Below are 18,157 nucleotides of genomic sequence, written 5' to 3' on the forward strand. Positions count from 1 at the left end.
AGGGAAAATCTCCCCAATTATCAGGGTGTTTCATTCATAAAGAGGGTATTCTCGTATTTATTAGGGAGGATTTCCTTAAAAGTCACAAATTGAGCCGATAATTGACTAATTTTAGGGAGGATTTCCCTAATCCGCAAAGTGGTGTGATGTGAAGCTTAATGCAACGATAGTGGAATTGAATTGCAGCTCATAATAAATGATTTAACCCATAAATATGGTGAAAAGTAACGGAGGGAATTTTGGAACTGTAGGAGCGGAGCGTTCGCCTGAAAGCTTTCCGAAGGAAAGCTCGCATCGGAAGCATATGCTGTCTCCGGATGTTATCCGCTGATAGCGGTAAAATCAAAAACATCTGGAGACAACAGCGACCGAAAGTCCAAACTTCCCGCAGTTACGCCCCGTCACCATATTCATCGCCCTACCATCAATTCAGCTTCAAGATCGAAGCATTATCAACAAAGGTAGCTGTATTAAACAGCATCAATACATCCTTGATATCATTCTGAGCCATATAATCACTGATACTCCCGTTATAATAACGAATGTCGATCACGTGGATTTCCGGTACATGCTGAGTCAGAAAAGGAATTACACTATGTGCATAGGAGTCCTTAATGACGAGTAGCTTCTCCTGTTTGACCACTTTAGGATCAAGCTGGCTTGTGATTTTCATGAGAGCATGAACGCCCCCTAGGAAGTAAGAATACTTATCTTTTTTCTCCAAATAGCTTGAATCGTACATACTTGTTAAAGTCTCACCCGTATCTACAATATGCATCTTGGTGGATACATCATGAACAGGCTTATACACTTGAATGGAATCTGGTGCCACCCCAATGAATTGACTCCGCGTATGGTAGCTTCCAAGGAACGAATCGCTTACCGTCTCAATCTCGAATTCGCTCTGGGATAGAGGCAGCCATCCCATACTTTTAGCATAAGCTACGTAAGCCAAATAAGCGCCGTAGGTTGTCCAGTGATGATCGGTCCGATAATAAATGTCCTCTGCGGCATGAGGAGCAAGAACATTAAATCCATTTATAAAAGTAAGGCTATCCCCTACATCCTCAGCAATCGTTTGATTCACCTCGGCTTGCGAATATACGGGTGCTGACCAGGGCAGACGCTCGTTGTACAAGCCTACCGATGTCGGCGCAAGCAGAAAGGTCGTTTTGGCTTCAGCATTTTTATCGGCAAAACGCTTCACAGCCGCTGTATATTGCTGAAACTTATTGTGATCAGGTGCCTCGAATTTTTCGAATAAGTAGCCGTCTTTCCCCTTATATATTCCGTTATTTTCTTGCTGCAACCTCATTTGCTCCATCGCCGATTTCACCCATACCCATTTGGCGCGAAAAGGGAAGTGATCGGTTACGAAGCTTTCCGCCTCTTCCGCATAGGTGTGGGATAATAAATTGTCCCATGTCAGATGGGGAGCGCTTTGTAAATATCGGTTCTCTAGCTCAGAGAAACGTTGAACAGGCAGTAAGAAAAAGGTTATACCCACCAGAAACAGCGTCGCGACAAATCCCACCACTAGTATTCGATCCGTTCTCTGCTTCATAAACAATCACCCCCTAGAATCGGAAATATAAGAATGGGTTAAAGGTAGCATCCACTAAGTAAGCGACAGATAGGAAGAATAGCACGCCATACCAAACCAGAGAAGGAATCGTTTCAGCATCCATACGCTTGGAGAGTTTCAAAGGTACAGATGCTAATATGAGTACCAAAAGTAGAATCGCGTTTGTGTAAGTGAAGTATAAAGTTGTGTTATTCCACAATGGCTGGCCATTAAAACCGAGCATCGCTTGCAAATAACTCAGCACCAACGGAAGTTCTTCAAAGGCAAACAAGACCCATCCGATAAGGATAAGTACAATGGAATAGAGATGCCTAGTCCAGCGCGGTAGACGGCTCAGCAGTTTTAGTCCCCACCATTTTTCAAAGATAAGAATGACCCCAAAGTATAATCCCCAGAACAGAAAGTTCCAGCTCGCCCCGTGCCAGATTCCCGTCAACAGCCAGACGATGAGGATATTGCGCACTTGAATGCCTAAACCCCGGCGGTTGCCTCCAAGCGGGATATATACGTAGTCACGAAACCAACTGCTAAGGGAAATATGCCATCTCCGCCAGAAGTCGGTAATGCTCTGTGAAATATAAGGTTTGTTGAAGTTCTCGTTAAAGCGGAAGCCGAACATAAGTCCGAGGCCAATCGCCATATCCGAATATCCACTGAAATCAAAATAGATCTGAAAAGCAAATGCAATAATGCCAATCCAGGCGGTTAAAGCAGGCATGGAATCTAGATTGGAGCTGGAGATGGTGTGCCAGAGCAACCCGATGTTATTGGCAAGCAGCACTTTTTTGGCTAGTCCGATAATGAATCTTCGTACACCCTCTGCGAACATGGGGATATCCACCGAACGCGCTCGTAATTGCTCTGCAATGGTGTTGTATTGAACGATAGGACCGGCTACTAATTGCGGGAACAAGGCTACAAACGTTCCGAAATCAATCCAATTTCGCTGTGCTTTAGCAGTTCCTCTGTATACGTCAATGATGTACGACATGGATTGAAAGGTATAGAACGAAATCCCAATAGGTAGTGGTAAATCAGTTAATGGGATATGAGTACCGAGGAGTTCATTTACATTTTGGATGAGAAAATCTGCATATTTGAAATACGACAATAAGCCTAGGTTAATAACCATAGAGCTAACCACAATCCACTTGCGCTGTACCTTAGTTAGCTTCGGTCTACTAAGAAGTAGACCAAAGCCGTAATCCGTAATGGTGGACAGCAACATAATTACAATGTAGACGGGTTCGCCCCAAGCATAAAACACCAGACTGCTTAAGAACAATATGAGGTTTTTGATTCGCCAAGGCGAAACATAGTAGAGTGCAAGGACAGCCGGCAGGAACAGGAATAGGAACAGTAGGCTGCTGAATACCATCGCTAATTATTTTTTAGTAAACAAGGTATCAAATTCAGTCACCAGCTGATCAGCACTCTCCGAAATCACGAATAAGATGTAATTGCCTTTTGTGACCAGCTTATAATTTTGGGCGTTCTCATACTGATCCGGAAGGTATTGTTCGAATTGCTTTTGAATATCAGTCGCACGCTCTTTGACGGCGGTTTCGACAGTAGAGATATCTTTTGCATCTTTAACTTTTAAAATGGCAATTTCGTTACTTTTCACATTCATCATTGGCATTCTAATGCTATAATCTTCAAGTAATGATGGAGCTAGATGGTACAGCTGAGCCACCATATCTTCTTCAACTTCCATTAATGAAGGCTGTTCCACTTTTGCGAGCATCTCGTCGATCATTTCTTTCGGCGTCAGATTGGTTTCGACAACGGCTTCATTGTTACTACTGGAACAGGCGCTAAGCATTACACTTAATACAATAGTTAACGCTAGAATGAAGGTATGTTTTTTCAATTAGGTCACTCTCCTTGGTGTGTTTGATCTACGTTTCTCTAGTTAACTAACGTAAAGAGTATATAGAATGTTGCGGGACACTTTCTTTCGAATACTTTACCCCAATTTTGTGGAAATATGTTTGAAGGAAAAGGTCATGCAAAGATCTTCCTCTCTTAGCTTGCGCAATGGTTGGTTATACTGTTAATGTTAGATAGATAGTTTTGAATAGAAGGGGATTGAACGGAATGATCGAAGAACTGAACAATAATGGACTACCGGAGAATTACGAGGAATTAAAGAAAGCTGCCAACCGCTCTGCGGATTGGAGAGCCCGTCTAGAAGCTGTTGAAGAACTGGGACAGACTAACCACAAACAAATTATCGATATCCTGACGCGTTTAATGGAGAGCGATCCTGTATATACAGTTCAAGAAGCGGCTTACCTTAAACTGAAGGCATTCGGCGAAGATGTTAAAGCACCGTCCAAGAATAAACCAGAGCTAGTAAAAGGCGTATCCAAAATACTCCTGAGAATCAAGAAGAGCTTGCCAAGAGATCATTCGTACGAAGATTTCAAAGAGAAACTGAAGAAGATGAGAATCGACGTGTACGATATTTACGAAGGCGAAAAGGGCGCTGACTTTGATGCTTGGCTGATGAAGATGTGGAATTCCTCGAACAAGTAAAGGATGACAACATGCAAACTAACAAATTGACAGAACAATTTCAAGAATATCTCAAGCTTTCCGCTGACTTACGTCCTGACTATATTGCCAGCTTAGGTAAGGGTGATAATGAAGCGAAGATTACGGCGATTTTTCCGGAAGCCCCTGAACTGCTGAAGGCCATTTATAACACAGTTTCGGGTACAAGCAGTGAGGAAGAAGAACCAAGTCTGATCGAATTTATTCCAGGGTATCGTCTAATTCATATTAATGAATATGAAGCAGAGATGAAGATTTTAGCTGGAATATTGGAGGAAAAAGGCCATCAAGTGGATGGCGTTATCTTGCCGATCTTAACGAACTACGGTAGCGACTTCATTTGTTACTATAAATCTGCAGATGGTGTGGAACGTGTATGTGACCTGCTGCATGATTTTGGGGATCTGATTGTTATGTATGAATCACCTGAAAAGTTCCTGGAGACTTTATGTGAGTTCTACAAGCAGGAGGTTTATTTCCTGGATGAAGAGGGTTACCTCGATTGCGATTTAGTAAAAGAGGGCGAAGTAGGCGCGGCTCTAAACCCGGATGCGAAATATTGGTCCGAGTAACAAGCTGATACCCTATAAAGAAGAGCAGCAGTCCTATTACGGACTAGCTGCTCTTTGTTTATTAAATATCTACTGTTATGTTACTCCTGCGCAGCACGTTTCTCCTGCTCGCGAAGCTCTACTCTCCGTATTTTTCCGGAGGTCGTCTTCGGAAGATCTTGAATGAACTCGATTTTGCGTGGATATTTATAAGGAGCGGTCCACTCTTTAACATGGGATTGCAGCTCTTTCACAAGCTCTGGAGAAGCGGCGGTCTCATCTTTTAGTACAATAAAAGCTTTAACGATATGTCCGCGGATTTCATCCGGACTTGCAACGACCGCGCATTCCTTAACCGCAGCATGCTTCATAAGGGCTTCTTCTACTTCGAAAGGACCTATGGTGTAGCCCGAACTAATGATAATGTCATCTCCACGGCCCTCGAACCAGAAATAACCCTCTTCATCTTTCCGTGCCCGGTCCCCAGTTATGAAGAACTCGCCGTGAGTAGAGCTTTCTTTTCTGCCAGGGTCTTTGTAATAGGTATGGAATAACGCTGGCATGCTTAAGTGCACTGCGATATCTCCAACAACTCCAGCAGGTAACGGAATGCCGTCCTCATCTACCACTTCAATTAGACCCGGAGCAATAGACTTACCCATAGAACCTATTCGGATAGGTATATCTTTGAGAGTACCGATAATAAGCGTACTTTCTGTTTGACCGTAACCATCACGAATCGTGATATTGAATTCACGCTGGAAGGTGTTGATAACCTCTTGATTCAAAGGCTCTCCAGCGGAAACCGCGCAGCGAAGATGGGACAAGTCATACTGATTGAGATTTTCTAATTTGGCCATCAAGCGATATTCGGTTGGCGTACAGCATAATACCTCGATGTTGTGATCTTGTAGCAGCTGCAAATATTTTTTGGGATGAAAAGATCCACTATATACAAAGCCGGTCGCCCCGTTGCCAAGGACGGTTAGGAAGGGGCTCCAGATCCACTTCTGCCAGCCCGGTGCTGCTGTTGCCCAAACGGTGTCGGTTTCTTTGATATCGAGCCATTGAGGCGATGTGATACGTAAGTGAGCATAACCCCAGCCATGACTGTGAACGACTGCTTTAGGGTTGCCAGTTGTTCCAGAGGTATATGCCAAGATCGCCATATCGTCGCGGAGGCTTTCGACTGCTGTGAATTTATCTGGCTGATCAATCATTAGGCCTTCCAGATCTAGCCATCCATGACCGAGCTCGTCAGGGTCGCCGGATACGGAAAGACGGTAATCCAGAGCAGGCAGATCGTCCGAGATTTTATTAACTTCATCAGTGACCTCGGACCAGGCAATAACAGCTCTGGCTTCGGAATGCCGCAGACGATAAGATAAATCCTTTGCGCGAAGCATTTCCGATGAAGGGATAATGGCAAGTCCTAGCTTCAGACATGCTAAATAGATGACATAAGCGATGATTCGACGGGGGACCATTACAAGAACACGATCCCCTTGCTGAAGGCCGAGTGCTGCGAGCCCTCCGGCAAGTTGGTTAGCTTGCTTGCGAAGATCTCCGTAAGTGATCTCCTCGTAGTCTCCTTGTTCATTCAACCACTTAAGCGCAATCTTTTCCGGAGCATGACGTTCCATTTCCGAAGTGAGATTGTAGTACTCAGGTGCGATCCACTGCTGATTATCCAATATGAACCTCTCCTATATAAAACAAGATGTGTATAACTGTTATGCTTAGTATAGCACGTTATCCTAGTACCAGGTACTAGTACCTTGAGGCTTAAATTTGATATCATAGGGTTTAGAAGGTTAAGATAACTTGTGTAAATATAAATCCAGAAAGTGAGAACTATGTTATGAATCACACAACTTTTGATGAAATATTCGCCATTATGGAAGCCTCTTTTCCTACCTCCGAGATCAGAACCTATGAGGGACAACAGGAGTTATTGGATGTTTCACATTACCGATTGATTACCGAAGTGAATGCTGAGGGGAAAATCATTGCTTTTATAGCTTGCTGGGAGTTTCCAGGATTTCGATTTGTAGAACATATTGCCGTGGACCCAAGTATAAGAGGTGGGGGCATTGGTAAAAAGCTGATGGAAGAATATATCCGTCAGTCGGGCAAGCCTGTGCTTCTTGAAGTAGAGCCGCCACTGGGTGAAATGGAACAACGGAGAATTGGCTTTTATGAGCGACTGGGCTTCCATTTGAATCCTTATGCGTATGTGCAGCCCCCTCTGCGTGAGGGAAATGCGGATTTACCGCTTCAAATTATGACTTACCCTAACCCTGTCGATGTAGAAGAATTCAATCTTTATAGAGAAATTTTATATACAGAAGTGTATAAGGTTACAACGCCGTATCAAAGTTAATCTAACAGCAATCCGTACGATCCTTTTTAGGACAAGCGGGTTGCTGTTTTTATTTTTTTTGAATTAATGATATTTTGATTTTTTTAATTACAAAATGGGTACAAGTAAGAAACAACTTAGAGACATAATCTTATTTTGTTTGAGCTAAAGTAAGAACAAAGATTGAACTTTCGAGGAGGGCTTACTTATGAAAAACAAAAAAATAATTATAGCAACAATGGTGTTTGGGATGGTAGTTACAGGATCAGCCGGTGTGTACGCAGGAACTAAACTTCAGAAAATTACGGCATATCTCAATCACAGCATTGGATTTAAGGTGAATGGCACGGCTTATACGCCAGTTGATAATAAAGGAAATGCACTGGCACCAATTACGTATAACAATACAACCTATCTTCCTGTACGTGCGATTGCTGATGTAATGAAGGTGCCTGTGACCTTTGATGCGGTGAACAATCAGGTTATTCTTGGCACAGGAGGCTCGGTGACTGACACTATTTCTCTGACTCCAGTACAATACAGCAACACTCAGAAAGAAGAGATTGTTAAAGCCTTCGCCAATTTCCAAGGTTTTGAAACAGCCTATGCACCTACTCAAATGGTGAGTGGAGACGCATTTCAAAAAGTAGTGGGTTCAGATGATGGTGTGAACTTTCTGTTTAAGCAGATGAAGGTGAACATTTCTCCTCGTGATTACTCTTACGAATATAAAGGTGAAACCGTAAAGCTCTCTAACGGAACCGAAGCTAAATGGTATAGTCCATCCACCGATTCGTTGTTCTTGACCTATAAACTAGATGATCGTTTTGTTACTATTAGTTCCCCGAATAAAACACTGAGTAAGACGCAATTAGAAAAAGTAGCAGTGAATGTAGTGAAATGGACGAAATAAGCCCTCATTAGCACTTATCTTTGTGCCTTAAAAAGTAAAGCAGCAAGTCTCCCGTAGTTGAAGAGGCTTGCTGCTTTTTTTGTCGTGTTTGGGAGCCAATGATTTAAACGCTTTTACTTACTGTGCTGTTTATTTGGCAGCTTTTGACTTGGTGTACTTTTACCGTGATTTTCTTTGTTCTTTTCAGCTTTCTTTTGGGTATCGTGTACTTTTTCTACAAAAGCATGAGTATCGTCCATGTTTATCCTCCTTGATTGGCAACCTTGCCGTTACTGTAACCACTTTTGTAAGAATACATACACGATGTACTTTACAAACTTCTATGTTTATAAAGACATTGCGAAAATATTTAATAGTTACTATAAATGGATGCAAGCATTTCATAGAACAGTAAGGGAGACTGATTATGAACAGGTTATTTAAACAAGCTGTATCCATGACCTTAGCTTTCGTTATGGTACTGGGAATTACATTCACAGGAATACCAGCTTATGCTGAAGACAGCAATGGGGATGCTGGACTACTGCAATTACAATCGTTAGAGCCTGTTACATTATTGGCAGGGAATTCTACGTGGAAGTATCTAGATCACGGAACAGATCAAGGGACGGTATGGCGGTCCGTGTACGATGATTCAACATGGGCGTCTGGCCAAGCACCGCTTGGTTATAAAGATAGTGGATCCGGAGTCAGCAGTAAGCAATTTGGTGCTCTGAACACAAATATAAGCTACGGTTCTAATAAGAGTATGAAATATCGTACTTCTTACTTCCGTACAAACGTAACGGTGAATAAGGAAGAGATTACGAAATCCGATAAAATCTTGGGTAACTTCGCATTTGATGACGGAGCTGTACTATATTTGAACGGTAAAGAAATTTACCGTGAGGCTATGCCAGCGGGCGAAATTAATTTTCAAACAAAAAGTTCAACTAACTTAAGTGATCCAAACGAATATACCAAGGTAGACCTTACCGAAGTAGTAAAGGCTAACTTGAAGGACGGAAGTAATGAGCTTTCAGCTGAGGTGCATCAGTCGAGTGATGGTAGCTCTGACCTCTATTGGGATATGAACCTGATTGCTTATCCGGTAGTAGAGCCTGTAGACCCTGGAGTTGGGAAGCCTGAGTCTATCGCACTTACTTTTAACGGAAACCCTCAGACTAGTATGGGATTCAACTGGTATGCACCTGAGAGTGTGACGGGTACCAAGCTTGAAGTAGTAGAAGCTTCTAAATTAGTGGATGGTCAGTTTCCGGTAGGTGCTCAAACTTACGAAGGAACATCGGTTACAACAAGCGTGTATATGACCAAAGCGGATAAGTCAGCCAAGAAACCAGTAGTACTGACTAGTCATAAGGTCATTGCTGATCATCTGCAGCCGGGAACGGTGTATGCTTACCGTGCTGGGGATGGACAAGCTGACAATTGGAGTGACATCGGAACGTTTACAACAGAAAGCTCCAGTAATCAGGCATTTAAGTTCTTATATACAACGGACTCTCAAGGTACAACTGAAGGTGATTTTGATATTTGGAATCATACCCTTCAAGAGGGATTGGCTAAATTCCCGACAAGTGAATTCATTCTGAATTCCGGTGATTTGGTAGACAACGGTGATATTGAGGAACAATGGGGATGGTTCTTCAATAAACCAAAGGATATTCTAGCAAATATTCCATTAGTTCCACTGGTAGGTAATCATGAAAGTAAGAGTTATAGCAATTACACAACTCATTTTAATTTACCTAATGTCTCGAATACGGGCGCAAAACCAGATGGCTCTGTATATTCTTTTGACTACGGTTCAGCACACTTTATGGTTATTAATACAGAATATTATGGTGCTAGCTCGAGTCTTGAGAATAACGAAATTTACAAAAAACAAGTAGAGTGGCTGCGCAGTGAAGCCGCGAAAAGCGATCAGAAGTGGAAGGTTGTGCTCTTGCATAAATCACCTTATTCTGTTGCCAGTCACACAAATGATACAGATGTACTCTATTACAGAGCTAATTTGACAAAGGTATTTGATGAGCTTGGTATTGACATGGTTATCGGAGGACATGACCACACCTATACTAGAAGCTATCAAATGTACAACAATCAGCCGTTGACGGATATTAAGCCGGATAAAAACGGAGTGGTAACTGATCCTAAGGGTACGTTATACCTGATTACAAATGCAGCGGGCAATAAAAAATATAATGTTGGCGCAGGTCCGTTTCCTTTCGCAGCTAAATACGAGCAGCCTGGTAAGGAAATGTTCACAGGAATGACTGTAACGAATAATGAATTTTCATACGAAGCCTACACCACGACAACTGGTGGATCTACTGACTTGTATGATAAATACAGCATTCATAAGTCTGACGTAGCTGTTAAACCTGTGCAAAATGCAAAAGCTACTGTAGCAGATGGCGGTAAAATCACGTTATCTTGGGATGCGCCTGCATCCGGTGCACCGATATCAGGATATCGCATTTATGAGCAAAATGATCTGGTATCTGCAAACTGGACGGTCAGTGTTCCTAATACGGAAGGTCAAACTTCTTATAGTTACACTATAGAAAATACTAATCCGAACCAAACCTATCAATTTGTTATCAAAGCGGTAAGTGACAGAACCAATTCAGAAGCTAAAATTGCTTCTAGCGATTCTATCAAAAAAGTTACCGTTACCTTTAACGGCGACCCAGTGAGTGCAAAAGGATTCACTTGGTACACAGCGTTGAAATCTTCAGGAAGTGACCTGCAGGTTGTAGAGAACACGGGCGTTACTCCAGACTTTACAAAAGCTGCTGAGTTTACAGGACGTTCAGCTGTTTCCAGAAATTCAAAGGATGAATTAGTTCATAAAGCTGAAGCTTCTGGCCTTAAGGCTGATACGAAATACTACTTCCGTGTAGGTGATAAAGCACTGGGATTGTGGAGTGCAGTGGGAACTTTCGAAACAGCTGCTAAGACAGGTGCATTTACTTTCATCGATCTGGCGGACACACAAGCTAAGACGGAAGATGAGGCTATTCTTTCTGGAGAAACGATGGCAAAAGCACTTACGACATTCCCGAATGCTGAGTTTGTGGCGATTAACGGAGATATCGTAGATACTGGAACCAACGAATCACAATGGAATTGGTTGCTTGGCCATTCGCAGGAAACCTTGCTCAATACGACTATTGTTCCAGTTGCGGGGAACCATGAGGATAAAGCGAATGCCTTCTATGAGCACTACAATATTAAGGAAGCCGCAGGCTCACCAACAGAAACAGGAGCATACTATTCCTATGATTACAGCAATGCGCACTTTGTAGTCTTGAATACGAATGAGAATTCGGATGAATATGCTAACTTCAGCAAAGCACAGTTGGATTGGATGAAGGCCGATGTAAAAGCAGCGAAGGCTGCTGGAGCGAAGTGGATTATCGTCGCTATGCATAAAGGACCATATACAACCTCTAACCACGCTACTGACAAAGATATTATGGGCGCTAATGGAGAAAGAGCGAAAGTCGCTCCAATGATGGCTGAACTGGGCATTGACTTGGTTCTTCAAGGCCACGACCATATTTATGCACGGACGAAGCCAATCAAGGCAGACGGAACTGCAGCAGACACAGTGAAGATCAAGGAAAGCTTCAATGGTCAAACTGTGGAGTACACAGTAAACCCAGATGGAACAATCTATCTGATTCCAGCTACGGCAGGAGCGAAGGTTTACTATAAGAACATGAAGAAAGAATTGGGAGATGCTTACTATAATCTCTTTGAAGTAGCCAATGAGAATACAGCAGCTAAATACGGAGCGGACCCAAGTGATGCTACGCGTCCAATGCGCGGTCAAGTTCAGACCTTTGTTGGTATCACTGTAGATGCAGGGAAGCTGACAGCTGTATCTTATGAGATTGATCAGAATGTTAATGAGGCTAGACCATATGTTCTTGAAGAGTTCGGTATTGTTAAGGGCGATGAGAATGGTGGAGTTACACCAACGCCAACACCAACACCAACACCAACACCAACACCAACACCAACACCAACACCAACACCAACGCCAACAACAGCACCAACAACAGCACCAACGACAGAGCCGACAACAGCACCAACAACAGTACCAACAACAGCACCAACAACAAAACCGACAGCAACACCAACAGTAGCGCCAACAGCTACACCAGCACCGACAACGGCGCCTTCACCAACTTCGACGCCAGTTAGTAAGCCATCTTTAACGGATACTAGCAATCACTGGGCGGCTGCTGTTATCGAGAAAGCAGTAGCAGCTGGCTTCGTTAGTGGTTATCCGGATGATACTTTCCGTCCGAATCAGAAAGTAAATCGGGTTGAATTTATCACAATGCTGGCACGTGCATTGCAATTGCCGGAGAATGGTGACACTTCAAGCTTTAAGGATTCTGCGAAGATTCCAGCATGGGCTAAGTCTTTTGTGGCACAGGCTGTATCTCTGCAAATTATCAGTGGCTATGATGATGGAACATTCCGTCCTACGCAGGAGCTAACACGTACAGAATTAGCAGTTATGGTTGTTCGTGCTCTTGGTATTACGGTAGATCCTAAAGCGACATTAACCTTCAATGATGCTAAGGATGTACCAGCATGGGCAGTGCCATATATTGCAGCAGCAGCGAAATCAGGCCTTGTGAACGGTGTAGGGCAGAATAAATTTGCACCTAACCAGAAGGCAACAAGAGCAGAGGCGGTTACCATAATCCTTGCATTATTAGAAAAAGGGCAGAAGTAATCTATTATCTGCGTGAATTGAACTCAAGCTTAGCTTGTGTCTAACAAAGGGGTCTCAGCTTATCTGCTGGGGCTCTTTTGTGTTTAATGCTTTTTGTATAAGAGGCCATCACTTTGCCGGAAAACATCATTAAGGAAGTGGACTATTATGATGAAGAAGTAACAGAATACAAAATAATATGAATTTTAAAATAATGCTTGCAATGAATCTCTATACATGATATATTCTAAGTCCGGCCAAGAAATACACATGCCGAGCTCGAAAAAGAAGTTGAAAAAAGAGCTTGACATTAAATAGCTGAACATGATATAGTATAAGAGTTGCTGCTGAGACATTAAACGGCGCCAACGAGAACTTGATCTTTGAAAACTGAACAACGAGTGAGTAGGAAATCACGAAAGTGAAATCCAAAATTAGAGAATTAATTTTCTCGTCAGATGTTTCAAAATGAGCATATCGCTCTTTTCAATACTAATTGGAGAGTTTGATCCTGGCTCAGGACGAACGCTGGCGGCGTGCCTAATACATGCAAGTCGAGCGGAGTTACTTTGAAAGCTTGCTTTCAAAGTAACTTAGCGGCGGACGGGTGAGTAACACGTAGGCAACCTGCCCCTTAGACTGGGATAACTACCGGAAACGGTAGCTAATACCGGATAATTTCTTTTTTCTCCTGAAGAAAGAATGAAAGACGGAGCAATCTGTCACTGAGGGATGGGCCTGCGGCGCATTAGCTAGTTGGTGGGGTAACGGCCCACCAAGGCGACGATGCGTAGCCGACCTGAGAGGGTGAACGGCCACACTGGGACTGAGACACGGCCCAGACTCCTACGGGAGGCAGCAGTAGGGAATCTTCCGCAATGGACGAAAGTCTGACGGAGCAACGCCGCGTGAGTGATGAAGGTTTTCGGATCGTAAAGCTCTGTTGCCAGGGAAGAACGTCCGGTAGAGTAACTGCTATCGGAGTGACGGTACCTGAGAAGAAAGCCCCGGCTAACTACGTGCCAGCAGCCGCGGTAATACGTAGGGGGCAAGCGTTGTCCGGAATTATTGGGCGTAAAGCGCGCGCAGGCGGTCATTTAAGTCTGGTGTTTAAACCTTGGGCTCAACCTGAGGTCGCACTGGAAACTGGGTGACTTGAGTACAGAAGAGGAAAGTGGAATTCCACGTGTAGCGGTGAAATGCGTAGATATGTGGAGGAACACCAGTGGCGAAGGCGACTTTCTGGGCTGTAACTGACGCTGAGGCGCGAAAGCGTGGGGAGCAAACAGGATTAGATACCCTGGTAGTCCACGCCGTAAACGATGAGTGCTAGGTGTTAGGGGTTTCGATACCCTTGGTGCCGAAGTTAACACAGTAAGCACTCCGCCTGGGGAGTACGGTCGCAAGACTGAAACTCAAAGGAATTGACGGGGACCCGCACAAGCAGTGGAGTATGTGGTTTAATTCGAAGCAACGCGAAGAACCTTACCAGGTCTTGACATCCCTCTGAATCCACTAGAGATAGTGGCGGCCTTCGGGACAGAGGAGACAGGTGGTGCATGGTTGTCGTCAGCTCGTGTCGTGAGATGTTGGGTTAAGTCCCGCAACGAGCGCAACCCTTAACTTTAGTTGCCAGCAAGTAATGTTGGGCACTCTAGAGTGACTGCCGGTGACAAACCGGAGGAAGGTGGGGATGACGTCAAATCATCATGCCCCTTATGACCTGGGCTACACACGTACTACAATGGCCGGTACAACGGGAAGCGAAACCGCGAGGTGAAGCCAATCCCATCAAAGCCGGTCTCAGTTCGGATTGCAGGCTGCAACTCGCCTGCATGAAGTCGGAATTGCTAGTAATCGCGGATCAGCATGCCGCGGTGAATACGTTCCCGGGTCTTGTACACACCGCCCGTCACACCACGAGAGTTTACAACACCCGAAGTCGGTGGGGTAACCCGCAAGGGAGCCAGCCGCCGAAGGTGGGGTAGATGATTGGGGTGAAGTCGTAACAAGGTAGCCGTATCGGAAGGTGCGGCTGGATCACCTCCTTTCTATGGAGAATCGTCTTCTGCAATGAAGACATTCAAATCGGAAGTTAAACTTCCAAATCTCAGGTTTAGGCCTGTTACTCACTCGTTGCTCAGTTTTGAGAGTTTAAGCTCTCAGTAAGACTTGATCCTTGAAAACTGGATACCGAAACGAATTTGCGTTTTAGAACATCTTTTAGCAACTTGTGCAAACAAGTAAATGTTATTAGTGAGATGATTCCAAGAGAGATATCGTATGATATTTTCCTGCGGAAAAATCAAGGTTAAGCTAATAAGAGCACACGGAGGATGCCTAGGCGCCAGGAGCCGACGAAGGACGTGGCGAACAACGAAACTGCCTCGGGGAGCTGTAAGCAAGCTTTGATCCGGGGGTGTCCGAATGGGGAAACCCAGCTGTGGTAATTCGCAGTTACTCATCTCTGAACACATAGGAGATGTAGAGGCAGACCAGGGGAACTGAAACATCTAAGTACCCTGAGGAAGAGAAAACAATAGTGATTCCGTCAGTAGCGGCGAGCGAACGCGGAACAGCCTAAACCTAAGAGCTTGCTCTTAGGGGTTGTGGGACGTCTCACATGGAGTTACAAAGGAATATGGTAGGTGAAGAGGTCTGGAAAGGCCCGCGATAGAGGTAAAAGCCCTGTAACCTAAACTGTGTTCTCTCCGAGACGGATCCCGAGTAGTGCGGGGCACGTGAAACCCCGTATGAATCCAGCAGGACCATCTGCTAAGGCTAAATACTACCTGGCGACCGATAGTGAAACAGTACCGTGAGGGAAAGGTGAAAAGCACCCCGGAAGGGGAGTGAAATAGAACCTGAAACCGTGTGCTTACAAAAAGTCAGAGCCCTATCTATGGGTGATGGCGTGCCTTTTGTAGAATGAACCGGCGAGTTACGTTTAACATGCAAGGTTAAGTCGAGAAGACGGAGCCGCAGCGAAAGCGAGTCTGAATAGGGCGATTTAGTATGTGGACGTAGACCCGAAACCGTGTGATCTACCCCTGTCCAGGGTGAAGGTGCGGTAACACGCACTGGAGGCCCGAACCCACGCATGTTGAAAAATGCGGGGATGAGGTGGGGGTAGCGGAGAAATTCCAATCGAACTCGGAGATAGCTGGTTCTCCCCGAAATAGCTTTAGGGCTAGCCTCGGTATAAGAGTAGTGGAGGTAGAGCACTGATTGGGTGCGGGGTCCGCAAGGATTACCAAGCTCAGTCAAACTCCGAATGCCATATACTTATTGCCGGGAGTCAGACAGTGAGTGCTAAGATCCATTGTCAAAAGGGAAACAGCCCAGACCATCAGCTAAGGTCCCCAAGTGTGTGTTAAGTGGGAAAGGATGTGGAGTTGCACAGACAACCAGGATGTTGGCTTAGAAGCAGCCACCATTGAAAGAGTGCGTAATAGCTCACTGGTCGAGTGACTCTGCGCCGAAAATGTAACGGGGCTAAACACACCACCGAAGCTATGGCTAGATACGTATGTATCTGGGGTAGGGGAGCGTTGTATGTGGGTTGAAGGTGTACCGTAAGGAGCGCTGGACAGCATACAAGTGAGAATGCCGGTATGAGTAACGAAAAGATCAGTGAGAATCTGATCCGCCGAAAGCCCAAGGTTTCCTGAGGAAGGCTCGTCCGCTCAGGGTAAGTCGGGACCTAAGGCGAGGCCGAAAGGCGTAGTCGAAGGACAACAGTTTGAAATTACTGTACCACCGTAATCCGCTATGAGCGATGGGGTGACGCAGGAGGGTAGTGACGCGGACTGATGGATATGTCCGTCTAAGCAGTGAGGCTGATGTGTAGGCAAATCCGCACATCATTAAGGCTGGGCTGTGATGGGGAGCGAAAATTACAGTAGCGAAGGTCATGATCTCACACTGCCAAGAAAAGCCTCTAGCCAGGAGAAGGTGCCCGTACCGCAAACCGACACAGGTAGGCGAGAAGAGAATTCTAAGGCGCGCGGAAGAACTCTCGTTAAGGAACTCGGCAAAATGACCCCGTAACTTCGGGAGAAGGGGTGCCCCGGTAGTGTGAATAGCACGAGGGGGCCGCAGTGAAAAGGCCCAAGCGACTGTTTAGCAAAAACACAGGTCTGTGCGAAGCCGCAAGGCGAAGTATACGGGCTGACGCCTGCCCGGTGCTGGAAGGTTAAGGGGAGTGGTTAGGGGTAACCCGAAGCTATGAACCGAAGCCCCAGTAAACGGCGGCCGTAACTATAACGGTCCTAAGGTAGCGAAATTCCTTGTCAGGTAAATTCTGACCCGCACGAATGGCGTAACGACTTGGGCGCTGTCTCAACGAGAGATCCGGTGAAATTTTAATACCTGTGAAGATGCAGGTTACCCGCGACAAGACGGAAAGACCCCATGGAGCTTTACTGCAGCTTGATATTGAATTTGGGTACGATCTGTACAGGATAGGTGGGAGCCGTAGAAATCGGAGCGCAAGCTTCGGTGGAGGCGCCGTTGGGATACCACCCTGATCGTATCTAGGTTCTAACCTAGTACCCTTACCGGGTACGGGGACCGTGTCAGGCGGGCAGTTTGACTGGGGCGGTCGCCTCCTAAAGAGTAACGGAGGCGTTCCAAGGTTCCCTCAGAATGGTTGGAAATCATTCGAAGAGTGCAAAGGCATAAGGGAGCTTGACTGCGAGACCTACAAGTCGAGCAGGGACGAAAGTCGGACTTAGTGATCCGGTGGTACCGCATGGAAGGGCCATCGCTCAACGGATAAAAGCTACCCTGGGGATAACAGGCTTATCTCCCCCAAGAGTCCACATCGACGGGGAGGTTTGGCACCTCGATGTCGGCTCATCGCATCCTGGGGCTGAAGTAGGTCCCAAGGGTTGGGCTGTTCGCCCATTAAAGCGGTACGCGAGCTGGGTTCAGAACGTCGTGAGACAGTTCGGTCCCTATCTGTCGTGGGCGCAGGAAATTTGAGAGGAGCTGTCCTTAGTACGAGAGGACCGGGATGGACGTACCGCTGGTGCACCAGTTGTTTCGCCAGAAGCATGGCTGGGTAGCTACGTACGGACGGGATAAGCGCTGAAAGCATCTAAGCGTGAAGCCCCCCTCAAGATGAGATTTCCCAATTAGTAAGACCCCTTGAAGACGACGAGGTAGATAGGTTGGAGGTGGAAGTGCAGTAATGCATGGAGCTGACCAATACTAATCGGTCGAGGGCTTATCCTATACTTAAAACGCAAATTCAATTCGGATTCAGTTTTCAGGCGACTCAAGCCTGAGCATTTACGATGTAAATGCCCGTTTGGTGGCGATAGCGGAGGGGTTCCACACGTACCCATCCCGAACACGACCGTTAAGCCCTCCAGCGCCGATGGTACTTGGACCGAAGGGTCCTGGGAGAGTAGGACGTCGCCAAGCGGACAACCACATTACCCGT

General features: G+C 45.4%; 10 protein-coding genes and 3 rRNA genes. 8 read left to right on the forward strand and 5 right to left on the reverse strand.

Annotation, left to right across the window (positions count from 1 at the left end; genetic code table 11):
• Positions 1 to 424: 424 nt before the first annotated feature.
• Genes MKY19_RS03960 through MKY19_RS03970 form a run of 3 tightly spaced genes read right to left on the reverse strand, consistent with a single transcriptional unit; the run spans position 425 to position 3,458 of the window.
• On the reverse strand, positions 425 to 1,564 hold the full coding sequence (locus MKY19_RS03960; protein WP_339800553.1) for a DHHW family protein: 1,140 nt from the start codon (positions 1,562 to 1,564) through the stop codon (positions 425 to 427).
• A gap of 13 nt (positions 1,565 to 1,577) precedes the next feature.
• Positions 1,578 to 2,963 (reverse strand): MBOAT family O-acyltransferase, encoded by a 1,386-nt coding sequence (locus MKY19_RS03965; RefSeq protein ID WP_339800556.1) that lies wholly within the window; start codon positions 2,961 to 2,963, stop codon positions 1,578 to 1,580.
• A 6-nt stretch (positions 2,964 to 2,969) separates the two neighbouring features.
• Positions 2,970 to 3,458 carry a DUF4358 domain-containing protein gene (locus MKY19_RS03970; protein WP_042184975.1) on the reverse strand — a complete coding sequence of 163 codons (489 nt, stop codon included), beginning with the start codon at positions 3,456 to 3,458 and terminating at the stop codon, positions 2,970 to 2,972.
• Between the two features lie 227 nt (positions 3,459 to 3,685).
• Between MKY19_RS03970 and MKY19_RS03975 the strand changes: the two genes are divergently transcribed.
• Positions 3,686 to 4,126: a HEAT repeat domain-containing protein gene (locus MKY19_RS03975; protein ID WP_042184977.1), complete on the forward strand. Its 441-nt coding sequence runs from the start codon at positions 3,686 to 3,688 to the stop codon at positions 4,124 to 4,126.
• An 11-nt stretch (positions 4,127 to 4,137) separates the two neighbouring features.
• Positions 4,138 to 4,716: an SMI1/KNR4 family protein gene (locus tag MKY19_RS03980; RefSeq protein WP_149647967.1), complete on the forward strand. Its 579-nt coding sequence runs from the start codon at positions 4,138 to 4,140 to the stop codon at positions 4,714 to 4,716.
• A gap of 80 nt (positions 4,717 to 4,796) precedes the next feature.
• On the opposite strand, the gene MKY19_RS03985 is transcribed toward MKY19_RS03980, so the two are convergent.
• Positions 4,797 to 6,392, reverse strand: coding sequence for an AMP-binding protein (locus tag MKY19_RS03985; RefSeq protein WP_339804156.1), 1,596 nt, complete (start codon positions 6,390 to 6,392; stop codon positions 4,797 to 4,799).
• A gap of 164 nt (positions 6,393 to 6,556) precedes the next feature.
• Between MKY19_RS03985 and MKY19_RS03990 the strand changes: the two genes are divergently transcribed.
• Positions 6,557 to 7,078, forward strand: a complete 522-nt coding sequence (locus MKY19_RS03990) for a GNAT family N-acetyltransferase (protein WP_076287051.1) — start codon at positions 6,557 to 6,559, stop codon at positions 7,076 to 7,078.
• A 187-nt stretch (positions 7,079 to 7,265) separates the two neighbouring features.
• Positions 7,266 to 7,970 (forward strand): hypothetical protein, encoded by a 705-nt coding sequence (locus MKY19_RS03995; RefSeq protein ID WP_339268841.1) that lies wholly within the window; start codon positions 7,266 to 7,268, stop codon positions 7,968 to 7,970.
• A 113-nt stretch (positions 7,971 to 8,083) separates the two neighbouring features.
• On the opposite strand, the gene MKY19_RS04000 is transcribed toward MKY19_RS03995, so the two are convergent.
• On the reverse strand, positions 8,084 to 8,209 hold the full coding sequence (locus tag MKY19_RS04000) for a DUF4023 domain-containing protein (protein WP_052404154.1): 126 nt from the start codon (positions 8,207 to 8,209) through the stop codon (positions 8,084 to 8,086).
• A 167-nt stretch (positions 8,210 to 8,376) separates the two neighbouring features.
• Between MKY19_RS04000 and MKY19_RS04005 the strand changes: the two genes are divergently transcribed.
• From MKY19_RS04005 to rrf, 4 genes are all read left to right on the forward strand, one after another.
• Entirely contained in the window at positions 8,377 to 12,729 is a 4,353-nt protein-coding gene (locus MKY19_RS04005) for an S-layer homology domain-containing protein (protein ID WP_339800563.1), read from the forward strand.
• A gap of 472 nt (positions 12,730 to 13,201) precedes the next feature.
• A 16S ribosomal RNA gene (locus tag MKY19_RS04010) occupies positions 13,202 to 14,759 on the forward strand.
• 258 nt (positions 14,760 to 15,017) lie between these two features.
• Positions 15,018 to 17,946 (forward strand): 23S ribosomal RNA (locus MKY19_RS04015).
• A gap of 75 nt (positions 17,947 to 18,021) precedes the next feature.
• Positions 18,022 to 18,138: ribosomal RNA gene (rrf, locus tag MKY19_RS04020) — 5S ribosomal RNA — on the forward strand.
• The 16S, 23S and 5S rRNA genes sit together here, the layout of an rRNA operon.
• Positions 18,139 to 18,157 lie beyond the last annotated feature (19 nt).

Origin of the sequence: Paenibacillus sp. FSL R5-0744 (genome assembly GCF_037972555.1) — a bacterium.
Taxonomy (GTDB): domain Bacteria; phylum Bacillota; class Bacilli; order Paenibacillales; family Paenibacillaceae; genus Paenibacillus_AQ.